At 62.9% G+C, this 13,260-nt stretch carries 14 protein-coding genes and 1 tRNA gene; 1 reads left to right on the top strand and 14 read right to left on the bottom strand.

Features of this window, described 5'->3' with window-relative positions; translation table 11 throughout:
* Positions 1-3: 3 nt before the first annotated feature.
* From RCH10_RS18740 to tolB, 6 genes are all read right to left on the bottom strand, one after another.
* On the bottom strand, positions 4-216 hold the full coding sequence (locus tag RCH10_RS18740; RefSeq protein WP_409053557.1) for a hypothetical protein: 213 nt from the start codon (positions 214-216) through the stop codon (positions 4-6).
* A 185-nt stretch (positions 217-401) separates the two neighbouring features.
* Positions 402-477, bottom strand: a tRNA-Lys gene (locus RCH10_RS18735).
* 47 nt (positions 478-524) lie between these two features.
* Positions 525-1,388 (bottom strand): ThiF family adenylyltransferase, encoded by an 864-nt coding sequence (locus RCH10_RS18730; RefSeq protein WP_409053654.1) that lies wholly within the window; start codon positions 1,386-1,388, stop codon positions 525-527.
* 25 nt (positions 1,389-1,413) lie between these two features.
* Positions 1,414-2,157 (bottom strand): tol-pal system protein YbgF, encoded by a 744-nt coding sequence (ybgF, locus tag RCH10_RS18725; RefSeq protein WP_409053653.1) that lies wholly within the window; start codon positions 2,155-2,157, stop codon positions 1,414-1,416.
* A 17-nt stretch (positions 2,158-2,174) separates the two neighbouring features.
* Entirely contained in the window at positions 2,175-2,687 is a 513-nt protein-coding gene (gene pal / locus RCH10_RS18720) for a peptidoglycan-associated lipoprotein Pal (protein WP_323495163.1), read from the bottom strand.
* Positions 2,688-2,707: 20 nt separating this feature from the next.
* On the bottom strand, positions 2,708-3,961 hold the full coding sequence (gene tolB, locus RCH10_RS18715; protein WP_409053556.1) for a Tol-Pal system beta propeller repeat protein TolB: 1,254 nt from the start codon (positions 3,959-3,961) through the stop codon (positions 2,708-2,710).
* Positions 3,962-4,234: 273 nt separating this feature from the next.
* Here tolB and msbA point away from each other — a divergent pair, with 273 nt between their 5' ends.
* Positions 4,235-6,019 carry a lipid A export permease/ATP-binding protein MsbA gene (gene msbA / locus RCH10_RS18710; RefSeq protein ID WP_409053555.1) on the top strand — a complete coding sequence of 595 codons (1,785 nt, stop codon included), beginning with the start codon at positions 4,235-4,237 and terminating at the stop codon, positions 6,017-6,019.
* Positions 6,020-6,126: 107 nt separating this feature from the next.
* On the opposite strand, the gene rng is transcribed toward msbA, so the two are convergent.
* From rng to RCH10_RS18670, 8 genes are read right to left on the bottom strand one after another with little or no spacing between them, the layout of a single operon-like run.
* Positions 6,127-7,653, bottom strand: a complete 1,527-nt coding sequence (gene rng, locus RCH10_RS18705) for a ribonuclease G (protein WP_323501480.1) — start codon at positions 7,651-7,653, stop codon at positions 6,127-6,129.
* A gap of 8 nt (positions 7,654-7,661) precedes the next feature.
* On the bottom strand, positions 7,662-8,261 hold the full coding sequence (locus RCH10_RS18700; protein ID WP_409053554.1) for a Maf family protein: 600 nt from the start codon (positions 8,259-8,261) through the stop codon (positions 7,662-7,664).
* 30 nt (positions 8,262-8,291) lie between these two features.
* A complete protein-coding gene (rlmH, locus tag RCH10_RS18695; protein ID WP_409053553.1) occupies positions 8,292-8,759 on the bottom strand; it encodes a 23S rRNA (pseudouridine(1915)-N(3))-methyltransferase RlmH in 468 nt (155 codons plus the stop codon).
* Positions 8,756-9,451: a ribosome silencing factor gene (gene rsfS, locus RCH10_RS18690; RefSeq protein WP_409053552.1), complete on the bottom strand. Its 696-nt coding sequence runs from the start codon at positions 9,449-9,451 to the stop codon at positions 8,756-8,758. Before rsfS ends, rlmH begins: the two co-directional genes overlap by 4 nt.
* The gene (gene nadD, locus RCH10_RS18685; protein ID WP_323495158.1) at positions 9,451-10,098 is read right to left on the bottom strand and encodes a nicotinate (nicotinamide) nucleotide adenylyltransferase; all 648 of its coding nucleotides are present in this window, start codon (positions 10,096-10,098) and stop codon (positions 9,451-9,453) included. The genes rsfS and nadD overlap by 1 nt, the downstream gene beginning before the upstream one ends.
* The gene (gene hemF, locus RCH10_RS18680; RefSeq protein WP_409053551.1) at positions 10,089-11,024 is read right to left on the bottom strand and encodes an oxygen-dependent coproporphyrinogen oxidase; all 936 of its coding nucleotides are present in this window, start codon (positions 11,022-11,024) and stop codon (positions 10,089-10,091) included. The genes nadD and hemF overlap by 10 nt, the downstream gene beginning before the upstream one ends.
* A complete protein-coding gene (gene purD / locus RCH10_RS18675; protein ID WP_409053550.1) occupies positions 11,024-12,358 on the bottom strand; it encodes a phosphoribosylamine--glycine ligase in 1,335 nt (444 codons plus the stop codon). The genes hemF and purD overlap by 1 nt, the downstream gene beginning before the upstream one ends.
* Positions 12,359-12,383: 25 nt before the next feature.
* The gene (locus tag RCH10_RS18670; RefSeq protein WP_409053549.1) at positions 12,384-13,109 is read right to left on the bottom strand and encodes a YebC/PmpR family DNA-binding transcriptional regulator; all 726 of its coding nucleotides are present in this window, start codon (positions 13,107-13,109) and stop codon (positions 12,384-12,386) included.
* Between the last annotated feature and the right edge of the window lie 151 nt (positions 13,110-13,260).

The following is a 13,260-nucleotide window of genomic DNA, read 5'->3' as shown; positions in this document are numbered from 1 at the left end:
TGCTTATACCGGCCGACTGAAGCCGCCCATGACCCAGCACGTCAATCGGTGGAGCGCGTAGACAATTCCGAGCGCTACGGCAACGATCAGCGCACCCTTGAGGTTCTCGCCAACCGGCTGGCTCGAAGAGAAGCACACACTGGTGAGGATCCAGAACACCCATAACCCGATGAAGCCCCAAACCACCGCACTCACGCGGCCAAGACCTCTAAGCATCGCCTTCTCCGTTTGTTTGACGTCAGATTGTCTGGCTGGAACGTGCGGGCAGCAATGGGCCAAAAGGCGCGAAACCCTGTACCCACCGCTACATGGTGGCTACATGGGCTGCTTTTGACACTGCAAATTAAAAAGCCTGCTACCGTATTGATAGCAGGCTTTCGAGGCTCCATGCGGCCTGTAGATGGTGGGACGTGCGGGGGTCGAACCCACGACAAACGGATTAAAAGTCCGCTGCTCTACCAACTGAGCTAACGTCCCGGACTGAACTTTTCTGTCTCGCCGGCGGGGTCCAGCAAAGCCTCTAATTATAGCTTGCCGCCGCGGGCAATTTCGTCGAGAACCCACCCAGCCGCACATTGACCGAAAGTCGCAGTGACGGTAACGACGGAACCGTATCCATGACAGTTGAGCGTGCCGTCGCTGTCGGCGCCTTGGTCCATCGCGCATGAGACGTCGGGCGGCGCCACGCTCTCGCGGCTGAACACGCAGTTCACGCCCATCTTCTTACCTTCGCGAGGCGCGCCATGCTCTTTGCGAAGTCGCTGGCGCAACTGGGCCAGCAAGGGGTCGTGCGTGACGAGTGCCAAATCTTCGATGTCGACCCGGTGCGCCATGCGCTTGCCGCCTGCAGCGCCGACCGTGACGAAGCGCGCGCCGGTATCGTTGAACTCTCTGCTGTCATGACGCCGTGCCCACGCCGCCATTGCCACCTTGGCGCGGACCTGATCGCAAGCATCGATCAGCGCCGTCACCGGTCCCTGTGCCGTCTGTGCTGAATCGAAAAGCGCAAGCCAGTTGTCGGGCTCGACGAAGTCATCGATCGTGTACACCTTGCATTCGGGATTGATGCTGGCAATGCGGTCCCGCATCGCTTCGACCTTAGCCTGGCCCAGCGTGCCGGTCAGCGCATGAATCTGCCGATTGATGTTGGACTCGGAGATGTGATCGAGATCGATGAGCGTCAGCCGTCCGACGCCGCTGCGCGCCAGCGCCTCGACGGCCCACGAACCGACGCCACCGATGCCGGTGACGACAACATGCGCATCCCGAATGCGTGCTGCGCCAGTGACGCCATAAAGTCGGTCGAGCCCGCCGAATCGACGTACCAGATCAGGCTTGTCCTCAACCAAGGCCTTGGGCACGATCTGAACTGCAACGTCGAGTGGAATCGAAGCTTCCAACGGCAAGTCCCGCCTATTTCAAGCGCGCCAGGCGCTCGCGTCCAGCCTGAGCGGCTTCGGACTGCGGATAGGCTTTGGTTAAGTCTTCCAGCGTGCGGCGAGCCGCGCGGGTGTCTTTGAGCTCGATCTGGCAATTGGCGATCGACAGCACGGCTTCCGGCGCCTTCGCATGATCGGGCGCCAGAGACAGCATCGACCGGAAATTGGCAATCGCTTCGTTGTAGTTGCGCGTCGCATATTGCGCATTGCCCAACCAGAACAAGGCCGACGGGTTGTAGCCGCTTTGCGGATGGGCCTTCACGAAGCCGGCGAAAGCCGTTTGGGCCTGCGCGAACTGACCACCGCGAAAGACGCCGAGTGCCGCGTCGAACTCCGCTTTTTCTTTAGGGTCAGCGGTGAACTCGCGTCCGTCGACTGCAACGGTCGAGGGTTCACTCTTCTTCAAACGATCGTCGACGTCCGTCTGCTTTTGCTGCATGTCGGACACGGTGCGGGTGAGCTGTTCATTCTGGCCGGTCATGCGAGCAAGGTCGCCGCGCATGGCCTCGATCTGACTTTGCAGATCGAGCAGACTGCGCCGCAATTGACCGTTTTCGTCAGTGAGCCGTTGGTTGGTGGCCTCGCGCATCGCTTCGACGCGCTGCCGCAAGTCCAGGATGGCGCGGCGCGCCTCGTCATCTTCGAACAGCGCAGCATGCGCGCCGACTGATGCAAGCGACGCGCATGCCAACGCCGCAGCGGCGAGCGCGTGCCGCATGGCAACACTGCGCATGATCACTTGTAGAAGATTTCAGCGCGGCGGTTTTGCGCGTACACCGCTTCGCCGGTGCCAGTTGCAGCCGGCTTTTCTTTGCCGAAGCTCACCGCTTCGATTTGGGCATCGTTCACTCCCAGAAGCACCAGCGAGCGACGCACGGCTTCTGAGCGCTTTTGACCCAGCGCCAAGTTGTACTCGCGACCACCGCGCTCGTCTGTGTGGCCTTCAATGGAAACGCGACGCTGTGCGTTCGCTTTCAGGAAGCGTGCGTGACCATCGATGAGCGCCTGGTACTCGGGCTTTACCGTGTAGCTGTCGTAGTCGAAATAGATGATCCGTGCGACTCCGACCGGACCTTGCGCGTTCTGCGCGTTCGGATCGATCGTGACAGGTGCCACGCCGCTCGCCGAGCCCTGTCCCATGCCGCCACCAGTGCGGTCGACAACGGGTGCGTCGTTCAGCTTGGTGCCAGACGAGCAGCCTGCGATCAAAGCCACGATGGCCAGCGAATAAATCGTACGTTTCAACATTTTCGAACTCCTCAAGTTAATCATTGCTTTTGAAACGGACCCCAGTCCGGTTCTCTGATGTCGCCCGCTTGCCCCGCAAGGCGTGCCTTAATTTTTCCGTCCAGCGTGGTGGTCATCAGCGCCTCGCGGCCCTGAAGCTGCGTTGCATAGACGATCAGCTTACTGTTGGGAGCAAAACTCGGGCTCTCATCGGCTGCGGTGTCGGTAATCGCGTTCACCGTGCTGGTCGACAGCTCCATCACGTGGAGTTTGAACGCACCACCCACCCTGGAGATGTAGGCCAACCACCGGCCATCGGCGCTGATGGACGGAGAAATGTTGTAGGTGCCGCTGAACGTGACCCGTGTTGGGTTTCCGCCGCTGGCACCCATCTTGTAAATCTGCGGTGCGCCGCCACGGTCGCTAACAAAGTAAATGGTACTGCCGTCGGCCGAATACACGGGCTCGGTATCGATGCTGTTGCTCTGCGTCAGCCGGCGCGGCTCGCCACCGCTCGCAGCAATTGTGTAAAGCTGCGAGCCGCCGTCACGGCTCAGCGTCACCGCCAACGAATTGCCATCGGGCGCCCATGCCGGGGCGCTGTTTGAGCCGCGGAAGTTGGCCAGCAGCCGCCGCTGCCCGCTCGCCACGTTGTGCACGTAGACCACCGGCTTGCGCGACTCGAACGAAACGTAGGCGAGCTGTTGTCCATTGGACGACCAACACGGCGAAATGATGGGCTCGGGGCTTGCGAGCGCTGCCTGGGCGTTCTCGCCGTCGGCATCTGCCACCCACAAGGTGTAGCGGCTGCCGCCCTTGGTCACGTAGGCGATGCGCGTCGAGAAGATGCCTTTTTCGCCGGTTAGCTTTTCGTAGACATAGTCGGCGATACGGTGCGATGCAAGGCGCAAGTCGCCTTGTGGCACGGTATAGCTCTGGCCACCGAGGTCCGCACCCCGCACCACGTCCCAAAGGCGGAACTTGATGTCGTAGCGGCCATCGGCGAGTTTGGTCACGCCACCGGCCACGAGCGAGTCGGCCGTACGTTGACGCCACAAAGTAAGGTCAGGCCGCGATGTTTCGTCGAGCGCCTGGCCCGACGCATCGACACCGCGGAACTGGCCGCTGCGCTCGAGATCCGCCTGAACGATGGCGGAGATTTTTTGCGGGGAGGCGTCTTGTCCTTTGAAAGGGACGAGCGCAATGGGCAGCTGCGTCAGGCCGACGCCCGACACTTCGACCCGGAACTGCGCAAGAGCGGAGAGCGCGGGAGAGGCAGCGAGAGCCGCAATCAAGGTGCGACGTGCGGTGAACGAGGATGAAGAAGAAGTCGAAATAATAGCTGGCAACGGCTTGTTCATGCAGTTCGGAGAAGTTTCCGGGGCAAAAGTTTCCCCGATCTGAAGCGAGCCTCAATGGTACACATAGCTCCGAAGGGGTCGTCACAAAACGTGAGCGCCCCTTGTGGACATTGGCGAAAGGGCGAATGTCAACGGGAATAACGTCAATGAGGACCCATGGAGGAACTCATAAAGAGTCAACAGTTCACGCCCGTAGAATCCGCCGCCATGTCTTCCGCCCCCTTGGACGCCACCGTGCGTGCCCCCTTGATGCGCCGTCTTTCGCGGCTCATGACCTGGTTCGGAGAGTCTCGTCGCTGGTGGACCATCGGGGTCGTCGCCGCCTTGATCGCGGCACTCACCGAGCCGTTGATGCCGGCGCTTTTGAAGCCGCTGCTGGACCGCGGTTTTTCGCGCGGCCAGCTCGCGTTGTGGACCGTTCCGGTCGTGCTCATTTCGCTGTTCGCGGTGCGCGGACTGGCGCAGTTCGTCTCGCAGTACGCCCTGGCACGTATCGCCAACGAGGGAATGCAGCGGTTGCGCCGCGTGCTGTTCGACCGGGTGCTGGCGGCAGAGCTGGCATTGTTCTCCCGACAGTCGGCCAGCGCACTGTCGAACACGGTCGTGTACGAGGTGCAGACTGGCGCCATGCTGCTGGTACAGGCGCTGCTGGGGCTGTCGCGCGACGGCTTCACGCTGGTCGCCCTGCTTTTTTACCTTGTCTATCTGAACTGGAAACTGACGCTCATCGTCGGTGTGCTGGTGCCCGGCGTCGCATGGATCATGAAGGTGTTTTCCAAGCGCCTCTACCACCTGACGCGCCTTGGTCAGCAAGCTACAGACGACTTGGCCTACGTAGTCGAAGAAAACGTGCTCGCCCACCGCATGGTGCGTCTGCACGGCGCGGAAGCCGGCCAGGCGCAGCGCTTCGAGGCCCTGAGCCAGAAGCTGAACCGCCTTGCCGTGAAGTCCACCATCGCATCGGCCGCGATGACGCCTTTGACCCAGTTGCTCGCGTCCGTCGCGCTGTCCGTGGTGCTGATGATCGCGCTGTGGCAAAGCGGCGAGCAAGGTTTGACTGTCGGCGGCTTCGTCGCCTACATCACGGCCATGCTGATGTTGATCGCGCCGATCCGCCGGCTTGCCGACATGGCCAACCCGATCACGCGCGGCCTCGCCGCACTGGAGCGCGGGCTGGCGCTGATCGACGACATCGCCTCGGAGACGCAAGGCAGCTACTCCGCCGACCGCGCGCGCGGCCGCATCGAGCTGAAAGACGTGCGAGTGAGCTACCGCGGCGACGACGAAGCCTCTGCCATCGACCGGCTCAGCCTGACGATCGAGCCAGGAGAGGTCGTGGCCTTCGTCGGGCCCTCAGGGTCGGGCAAGACCACCCTCGTCAATTTGTTGCCCCGCTTCGTGCTGCCCAGTGCGGGCAAGGTGCTGCTGGACGACCACGACATCGGCGAATGGCAGCTGTCGAGCCTGCGCGCGCAATTCGCGATGGTGAGCCAGGACGTCGTCATGCTGAACGACACGCTGGCCGCGAACGTCGCGCTCGGCGGCGACATCGACCGTGAGAAGGTTCAGCGCTGCATCGTCGCGGCGAACCTGCAGTCGCACATCGACAGCCTCAGCCAGGGCATCGATACCGTGCTCGGCCACAACGCGGCGCAACTGTCGGGCGGTCAACGCCAGCGACTGGCCATTGCGCGCGCACTCTACAAAGACGCGCCGATTCTGCTTCTGGACGAAGCTACCTCGGCCCTCGACACCGAGTCGGAGCGCCTGGTGCAAGACGCCCTTCAGCGCTTGATGCAAGGCCGTACCACGCTCATCGTGGCGCACCGCCTCTCCACGATCCAGCACGCCGATCGCATCGTCGTCATGGAGCGCGGCCGCGTGTCGGAGCAAGGCAGCCACGCGCAACTGATGGCGCTCGATGGCCTGTACGCCCGCCTGCAAAACAACGCCATTCGCACAGCCCCTCCAGAAAAAGAGCCCACGATCTGACCCTCGATTCCAGAAACATCGCGGAATCGGCTTTGCCGGGCCGCTGATGTTGCCCCCGGTCATGGGGTGGGAGTCGCGGCACTGAGTCCGCAGCGACCTGGGGCGAGCTAGAGCAACACGATGTCGTACTGTCCCTGGCCGATCGCAGCTTCGGCCTGCAGGGAAATCGGCTTTCCGATGAAGTCGCTGAGGCCGGCGAGATGCTGGCTTTCTTCGTCCAGAAATAGCTCGATGACCTGCGGCGATGACACGATCCGGAACTCGCGCGGCGTGAACTGTCGCGCCTCACGCAGAATCTCGCGCATGACGTCGTACGCCACGCTGCGGGCCGTCTTGACGATGCCCTGCCCTTTGCAAGCCACGCAAGGCTCGCACAGCATGTGGGCCAGCGATTCGCGGGTGCGCTTGCGCGTCATCTCGACCAGACCCAACTGCGAGAAGCCGCCTGCTGTCGTCTTGACGCGATCCCGCGCGAGCTGCTTCCTGAACTCCGCCAGCACCTGCTCGCGATGGTCGTCGCGCACCATGTCGATGAAGTCCACGATGATGATGCCGCCCAGATTGCGCAGCCTGAGTTGTCGCGCGATGGCCTGCGCAGCTTCGAGATTGGTCTTGAAGATCGTGTCGTCGAAATTGCGCGCGCCGACAAAACCACCGGTGTTGACGTCGACCGTGGTCAACGCCTCGGTCTGATCGACCACCAGATAACCACCTGACTTGAGTTCGACGCGTCGACCTAGCGCCTTGGCGATCTCTTCATCGACCGCATACAGGTCGAAAATCGGACGCTCGCCCTTGTAGTGCTGCAGCTTGCCGGCCGCCTGTGGCATGAACTCGGCACCGAACTTGTGCAGCACATCGAACTGCTCCCGCGAATCGATGCGAATGGTCTGCGTGTCTTCACTGGTCATGTCGCGCAACACGCGTTGCAGCAGGCTCAGGTCCTGATGCAGCAACGACATCGCCGGCATGCGAGAAGACGATTCGCGAATGCGCGACCAAGTCTTGCGCAGATACGCGATGTCTTCGGCGAGTTCGGCGTCGGACGAGTCTTCGCCGTTGGTACGCAGGATGAAGCCACCGGTGGCGGCCGGCACCACACCGCCGCTGTCGGCTGCTGCTGCGGCCTCGATCAGCACCTGCATGCGGGCGCGCAAGGCATCCCGCTGATCCGACGGAATCTTCTGCGACACGCCGATATGGTTGTCTTGCGGCAAAAACACCAGCAGCCGCCCTGCGATGCTGATCTGCGTCGACAGGCGCGCGCCCTTGGTGCCGATCGGGTCCTTGATCACCTGAACCAGCAACGACTGTCCTTCGAACACCTGCTTTTCGATCGGCACGATCGGCCCGCTGCCGCGATGGTCGCGCTCGGGCACCTGCGTGCTGGCACGTGAGCCGGGCGTGAAGGGAGAAACGATGTCGGCGACGTGAAGGAACGCTGTGCGCTCGAGACCGATGTCGATAAAAGCCGACTGCATGCCGGGCAGCACGCGAGACACTTTGCCGAGATAGACGTTGCCGACCAACCCGCGCTCCAGCGTGCGTTCGACATGCAGCTCTTGCACTGCGCCGTGCTCCACCAGCGCGACGCGGGTCTCTTGCGGGGACCAGTTGATCAGGATGTCTTGCATGGGTTCTTCTAGATCTTGAAACCGGCGTGCCGCAGCAGCTGCGCGGTCTCGAACATCGGAAGACCCATGATGCCCGAATAGGACCCGCCGATGTATTCGACGAAGGCTGCCGCAGCACCCTGCACTGCGTAGGCGCCGGCTTTGCCGAGCGGCTCGCCGCCCTCTACGTAGCGCGCGATCTCCGGCCGAGTCAGGGTTGCGAAGCGCACACGCGAGACGCTGAGCGCGGCATCGCGGCGGCGCCCGTGATGTACGGCCACGGCCGTCAGCACGCGATGCGTCGTACCCGACAGGAGACTCAGCATGCGACGCGCGTCGGCAGCATCATCGGGCTTGCCGAAGATGCTGCGGCCGAGCGCCACGGTGGTGTCGGCACACAGCACCGGCGCGTCGGGCAGCCCACGGCGCTTGCGGCGCTCGACCGCGGCGTCGAGTTTGAGCCCCGTCACTCGCTGTACGTAGGCAGCCGGACTCTCGGCACCATGGACGGCCTCGAGCGCTTCGGCGTCCTCGTCGTCATCGGCCAATAGCAGCTCATGGCGCACGCCGAGTTGTCCCAACAACTGGGCACGGCGCGGACTCTGCGAGGCAAGGTAGATGAAGCGCATCGGCGCAGGCAAAAGCAAGTGGTCCAGGCGCTATTCGCGGTGGTACGGATGGCCGGCGTTGACCGACCAGGCGCGATACAGCTGTTCGACCAGCAGCACGCGCGCCATGGCATGAGGCAATGTCAGATCGGACAAACGAATGCGCTCGTGCGCAGCGGCCTTGAAGGCTGGGTCGAGCCCGTCGGGGCCGCCGATGACCAGTGCCACGTCGTCGCCCTTGCCCTGCCAGGCCTGCAGTCGCGCCGCCAGGGCCTTTGTCGTGAGCGAGGTGCCACGTTCGTCCAGCGCGACGATGTGCATGCCGCGGGCGATGGCTGCCTCGATGCGTTCGCGCTCCGCGGCATAGATCGTGTCGAGTGATTTCGAACTGCGTGGCTCTGTCTTGACGGCCCGCAATTCGAGCTTGAGCTCCGGCGGGAAGCGCTTGGCGTAGTCGTCCCAGGCGGTCTGTGCCCAGTCGGGCATGCGTTGCCCGACCGCGACCACCAGCAGCTTCATGCGTTCTTCGGAGCAGCCTTGCGCGCGGGCTTCTTGACCGCGGCGGCGGTCTTGGAGGCAGGTCGGGCTGCAGGCTTCGCGGCCGACCTCGGCGCTGATTTAGCAGCGGCCTTCTTGGCGGCCGGCTTGCCGAACACTTTGACCGGCGTGTTGGCAGAAGCCTTGCGGGCCGGCGCCCTGCGCGATGGGCCCTTGGCTGCTTTGGCCTCGAGTTCAGCGGCGCGAATGGCGGTCTTGGCAGCGCTGGAACGGCGCAACGTCGTCGGCTGCTTGACGGCCGGCTTCTTCTCTTCGACGACCTTGGCCGGCGACGCCGGCTTGCTCGACCCGAGCTTGGTACGAACCGGCTTGTCGCCCCAGATCTCTTCGAGGTGGTAATACTGGCGGATGGCCGGCTGCATGATGTGCGCGACCGCTGCGCCGCAGTCCACGATGATCCATTCGCCGTTTTCTTCGCCTTCGATGCGCGGCTTGCCAAAGCCGGCTTCGCGCACGGCATCGCGCACGCTCGAAGCGAGCGCCTTGGTCTGTCGATTCGATGTGCCCGAGGCGATGATCACGCGCTCGAAAAGCGGTGAAAGATGCTCAGTGTCGAATACCGCAATGTCCTGCGCCTTGACGTCTTCAAGCCCATCGATGATGGCTCGTTGAAGTTTCTGGGTGTCTTTCTTGGCGGCGGCTTCAGTTGTCATCAGGCAGGGCGGTAGAGGAGATGTTGATCAATATAGCGTGCAACGGCGGGCGGAACCAGTGCGGAAAGGTCTCTGCCACGGGCAGCGAGCTCGCGAATGTCGGTGGCGCTGATGTCCATGGCCGGCAGTTCGAGTGTCTCGAACCGGGCGCCAGCCGGTAGGCCGGGCAAGGCAGATGGATCGAACCGGGCTGCATCGCCCGTCTGTATTGCTCGATGCGCTACAGAAACGATAGCAAGCTCGAGTATACCCTGCCAGCCGTTCCAGGTCGGCAAGGCGCGGGCCTGGTCTTCGCCCATGACCAGCACCCATTGCACGTCGGGCAATTCGTCGTGCAGCTCTTGCAACGTATCGAGCGTGTAAGTGGGGCCGGGCCGCAACACTTCGCGCGTGTCGACGATTGCGCCGGGCAAGTCCTGAAACGCAAGACGCGTCATGGCGAGCCGGTCTTCGGCACTGGTTAACGCCCTCGCCTTGTGCCAGGCCTGTCCGGTCGGAAAGATGCGTAGCTCCTGCAAATCGAGCTGCGCCAGTGCCGCCGCAGCCAGCGCGACGTGTGCGTTGTGCGGCGGATCGAACGCGCCGCCGAACACGCCGATGCGGGTCGATGGCCGACTACTGCCGTGGCCGTCCGCGCTCAAAGCCACTCGCGCCGCACGATGAAGTCGCTGTACAGACTCGCCTCGGGCGTACCGACGTCAGGCATGCGCTGATAAGCCCAACTCGCAAGCGGCGGCATCGACAACAAGATCGATTCGGTGCGACCGCCGGACTGCAGACCGAAGTGCGTTCCACGATCCCACACAAGATTGAACTCGACGTACCGGCCGCGGCGGTACAACTGGAATTCGCGCTCGCGCTCACCATACGGTGTTTCGCGGCGGCGCTCGACGATCGGCATGTAAGCAGGCAAGAACGCATCGCCGACGGAACGCAACATCGCAAAGCTCTGTTCGAAACCGAGCTCCGAGAAATCGTCGAAAAAGATGCCGCCGATGCCGCGCTGCTCGTCGCGGTGCTTCAAGAAAAAGTACTCGTCGCACCACTGCTTGAAGCGCTGATATTTGTCGTCGCCGAAGGGCGATAGCGCATCGCGGCAAGTCGCATGAAAGTGCACCGCGTCCTCGACAAAACCGTAGTACGGCGTCAAGTCCATGCCGCCGCCAAACCAGCAGACCGGCTCGCCACCCTCGGGCAGTGCAGCCAGCATGCGGATGTTCATGTGCACTGTCGGCACATACGGATTGCGGGGATGAAAAACCAGCGACACGCCCATCGCCTCGAAGGGCGCGCCCGATAGTTCGGGCCGATGCTGTGTGGCCGACGGCGGCAGCCTGGGGCCACGAACCTGAGAGAAGCCGCAGCCGGCGCGTTCGAACAATTCGCCGCCTTCGAGGATGCAGGTGAGCCCGCTGCCTTGAAGCAATTCTTCTGGCGCTTTCTGCCAGGCATCGCTGATGCACGCACCGCCATCGGCCGCCTCGATCGACGAGACGATGCGTTGCTGCAATCCGCGCAGGTAGGCGGCGACTTCTGCCGGTGTCGTCGTGGCCGTTGCAGACGCAACCGCCATCAGCCGCCCTGCCCCCGGCCTTGCGTATTCCCCTGCGTGTGCGCATGCAAGGCGCGATACCCGATGTCGCGCCGGTATTGCGCCCCGTCGAATTGAATGCGCGAAGCCACTTCGTAAGCGCGCTGCTGCGCCAGCTTGACGCTGTCCGCCAGCACGGTGACGCACAACACCCGGCCGCCACTGGTCTGCAATTCCTTGCCCTTGAGCGCGGTACCAGCATGGAACACGACAGCATCGGCCGTCCCCGCCGGCACCCCGGCGATACGGTCGCCTTTTCGCGGATCGAGCGGATAACCGTGCGCCGCCATCACGACCCCCAAGGCGACACGCCGGTCCCATTGCAGTTCGACTTGGTCGAGCGTCCCATCAGTGGCGTGCAAGAACACCTCGAACAGATCCGACTTGAGCCGCATCATGATCGGCTGCGTTTCCGGGTCGCCCATGCGGCAGTTGAATTCCAGTGTTTTCGGGTGACCGGTGCCGTCGATCATCAGACCCGCATACAAGAAACCGGTGAATGGAATGCCGTCTTTTTCCATGCCGCGGATGGTCGGCAGGATGATCTCTCGCATAGCCCGCGCATGCACTTCGGCGGTGACGATCGGGGCCGGCGAATAGGCACCCATGCCCCCGGTGTTGGGGCCTTCATCGCCGTCGAGCAGGCGCTTGTGATCCTGGCTCGTGGCGAGCGCCAGCACGTTCTTGCCGTCGCACATAACGATGAAACTTGCCTCCTCGCCCTGCAAAAACTCTTCGATCACGACGCGCGGGACCGCCTTGCCGCCGCCGATGTCGTTGTGGGCGACGCCGAACTTGTTGTCGACCAGCATGAAGTCGATCGCCTCGTGCGCCTCGGCCGCCGTCATCGCAACCACGACGCCCTTGCCTGCCGCCAGCCCGTCGGCCTTGACGACGATCGGTGCGCCCTTGGCTTCGATGTACGCATGCGCGGCGACAGGGTCGGTGAAGGCCTCGTACTCCGCCGTCGGAATCTTGTGGCGCTTCATGAAGGCCTTCGAAAAGGCTTTGGAACTCTCGAGCTGCGCGGCCGCTTTCGTCGGACCGAAGATGCGCAAGCCGTGTGCGCGAAATTCGTCGACCACACCGGCAGCAAGCGGACCTTCAGGGCCGACCACGGTCAGCGCGATCTTTTCCTTTACCGCCCATTCGCGCAGCGCGACCGGGTCGGTGATGTCGAGTCCGATAAATCGCGAATCGGTCGCCGTACCGCCGTTGCCCGGCGCCACATAAATCTTGCTGACACGCGTCGCCTGTGCAAGGCGCCAGGCCAACGCGTGCTCGCGACCACCGCCGCCAATGACCAGAACCTTCATTCGCCAGCTTTCGTTCGAGGATTTTTCATTCCGACAGTGCAGCGTTGTGATAGACCTCCTGGACATCGTCCAGGTCTTCGAGAATGTCGAGCAGCCGCTGCATTTTTGCAGCGTCGTCGCCAGTGACATCGACCGTGTTTTCGGCCCGCATCGTGACCTCGGCCACTTCGGGCTTGAGGCCGGCGGCGTCGAGCGCGTTCTTGACTGCTTCAAAGTCGCCGACCGCCGACAGCACCTCGATGGCGCCGTCTTCGTCCGTTACCACGTCTTCGGCGCCGGCCTCCAGGGCGACTTCCATCACCTTGTCTTCGTCGGTGCCGGGCGCAAACACGAACTGGCCGCAATGCTTGAACTGGAACGAGACCGAATTTTCGGTGCCCATATTGCCGCCGTATTTAGAGAAAGCGTGCCGCACTTCGGCCACCGTGCGCACCCGGTTGTCGGTCATGGTGTCGACGATGATCGCCGCGCCGCCGATGCCGTAGCCCTCGTAGCGAATTTCTTCGTAGTTGACGCCTTCGAGGTTGCCGGTGGCCTTGTCGATGTTGCGTTTGACGGTGTCGATCGGCAGGTTGACGGCTTTGGCCTTTTCAACTGCCAGCCGCAGCCGCGGGTTGGTGCCCAAGTCACCGCCGCCGAGGCGCGCAGCGACCATGATTTCGCGGATCACGCGGGTCCATGCCTTGCCGCGCTTCTCGTCCTGCCGGCCCTTCCGGTGCTGAATGTTTGCCCATTTGCTGTGTCCGGCCATGGCTTCGCTCTCGCTGTCTAGTGGGTGTCGAGTTTACTGTCCGTCGCACGCAACGGCCTGCGCCGCACGGCGGGACCGGCAGTGCTTTTCTGGATAATCCAATGCTCAAACGCCGCTTTCCGGCTGCGGCGCCTGAATTCAACCTGACACT

Origin of the sequence: Variovorax sp. GrIS 2.14 (assembly GCF_046115955.1) — a bacterium.
GTDB lineage: Bacteria > Pseudomonadota > Gammaproteobacteria > Burkholderiales > Burkholderiaceae_C > Variovorax.
This window is presented reverse-complemented; position numbering and strand designations above follow the sequence as displayed.

Bases quoted from the DNA above. Each gene is read 5' to 3' on its own strand.
- RCH10_RS18740 (WP_409053557.1), bottom strand. From the start codon at position 216: ATGCTTAGAGGTCTTGGCCGCGTGAGTGCGGTGGTTTGGGGCTTCATC.
- ybgF (WP_409053653.1), bottom strand. From the start codon at position 2,157: ATGCGGCACGCGCTCGCCGCTGCGGCGTTGGCATGCGCGTCGCTTGCA.
- pal (WP_323495163.1), bottom strand. From the start codon at position 2,687: ATGTTGAAACGTACGATTTATTCGCTGGCCATCGTGGCTTTGATCGCA.
- msbA (WP_409053555.1), top strand. From the start codon at position 4,235: ATGTCTTCCGCCCCCTTGGACGCCACCGTGCGTGCCCCCTTGATGCGC.
- rng (WP_323501480.1), bottom strand. From the start codon at position 7,653: ATGCAAGACATCCTGATCAACTGGTCCCCGCAAGAGACCCGCGTCGCG.
- RCH10_RS18700 (WP_409053554.1), bottom strand. From the start codon at position 8,261: ATGCGCTTCATCTACCTTGCCTCGCAGAGTCCGCGCCGTGCCCAGTTG.
- rlmH (WP_409053553.1), bottom strand. From the start codon at position 8,759: ATGAAGCTGCTGGTGGTCGCGGTCGGGCAACGCATGCCCGACTGGGCA.
- rsfS (WP_409053552.1), bottom strand. From the start codon at position 9,451: ATGACAACTGAAGCCGCCGCCAAGAAAGACACCCAGAAACTTCAACGA.
- hemF (WP_409053551.1), bottom strand. From the start codon at position 11,024: ATGGCGGTTGCGTCTGCAACGGCCACGACGACACCGGCAGAAGTCGCC.
- purD (WP_409053550.1), bottom strand. From the start codon at position 12,358: ATGAAGGTTCTGGTCATTGGCGGCGGTGGTCGCGAGCACGCGTTGGCC.
- RCH10_RS18670 (WP_409053549.1), bottom strand. From the start codon at position 13,109: ATGGCCGGACACAGCAAATGGGCAAACATTCAGCACCGGAAGGGCCGG.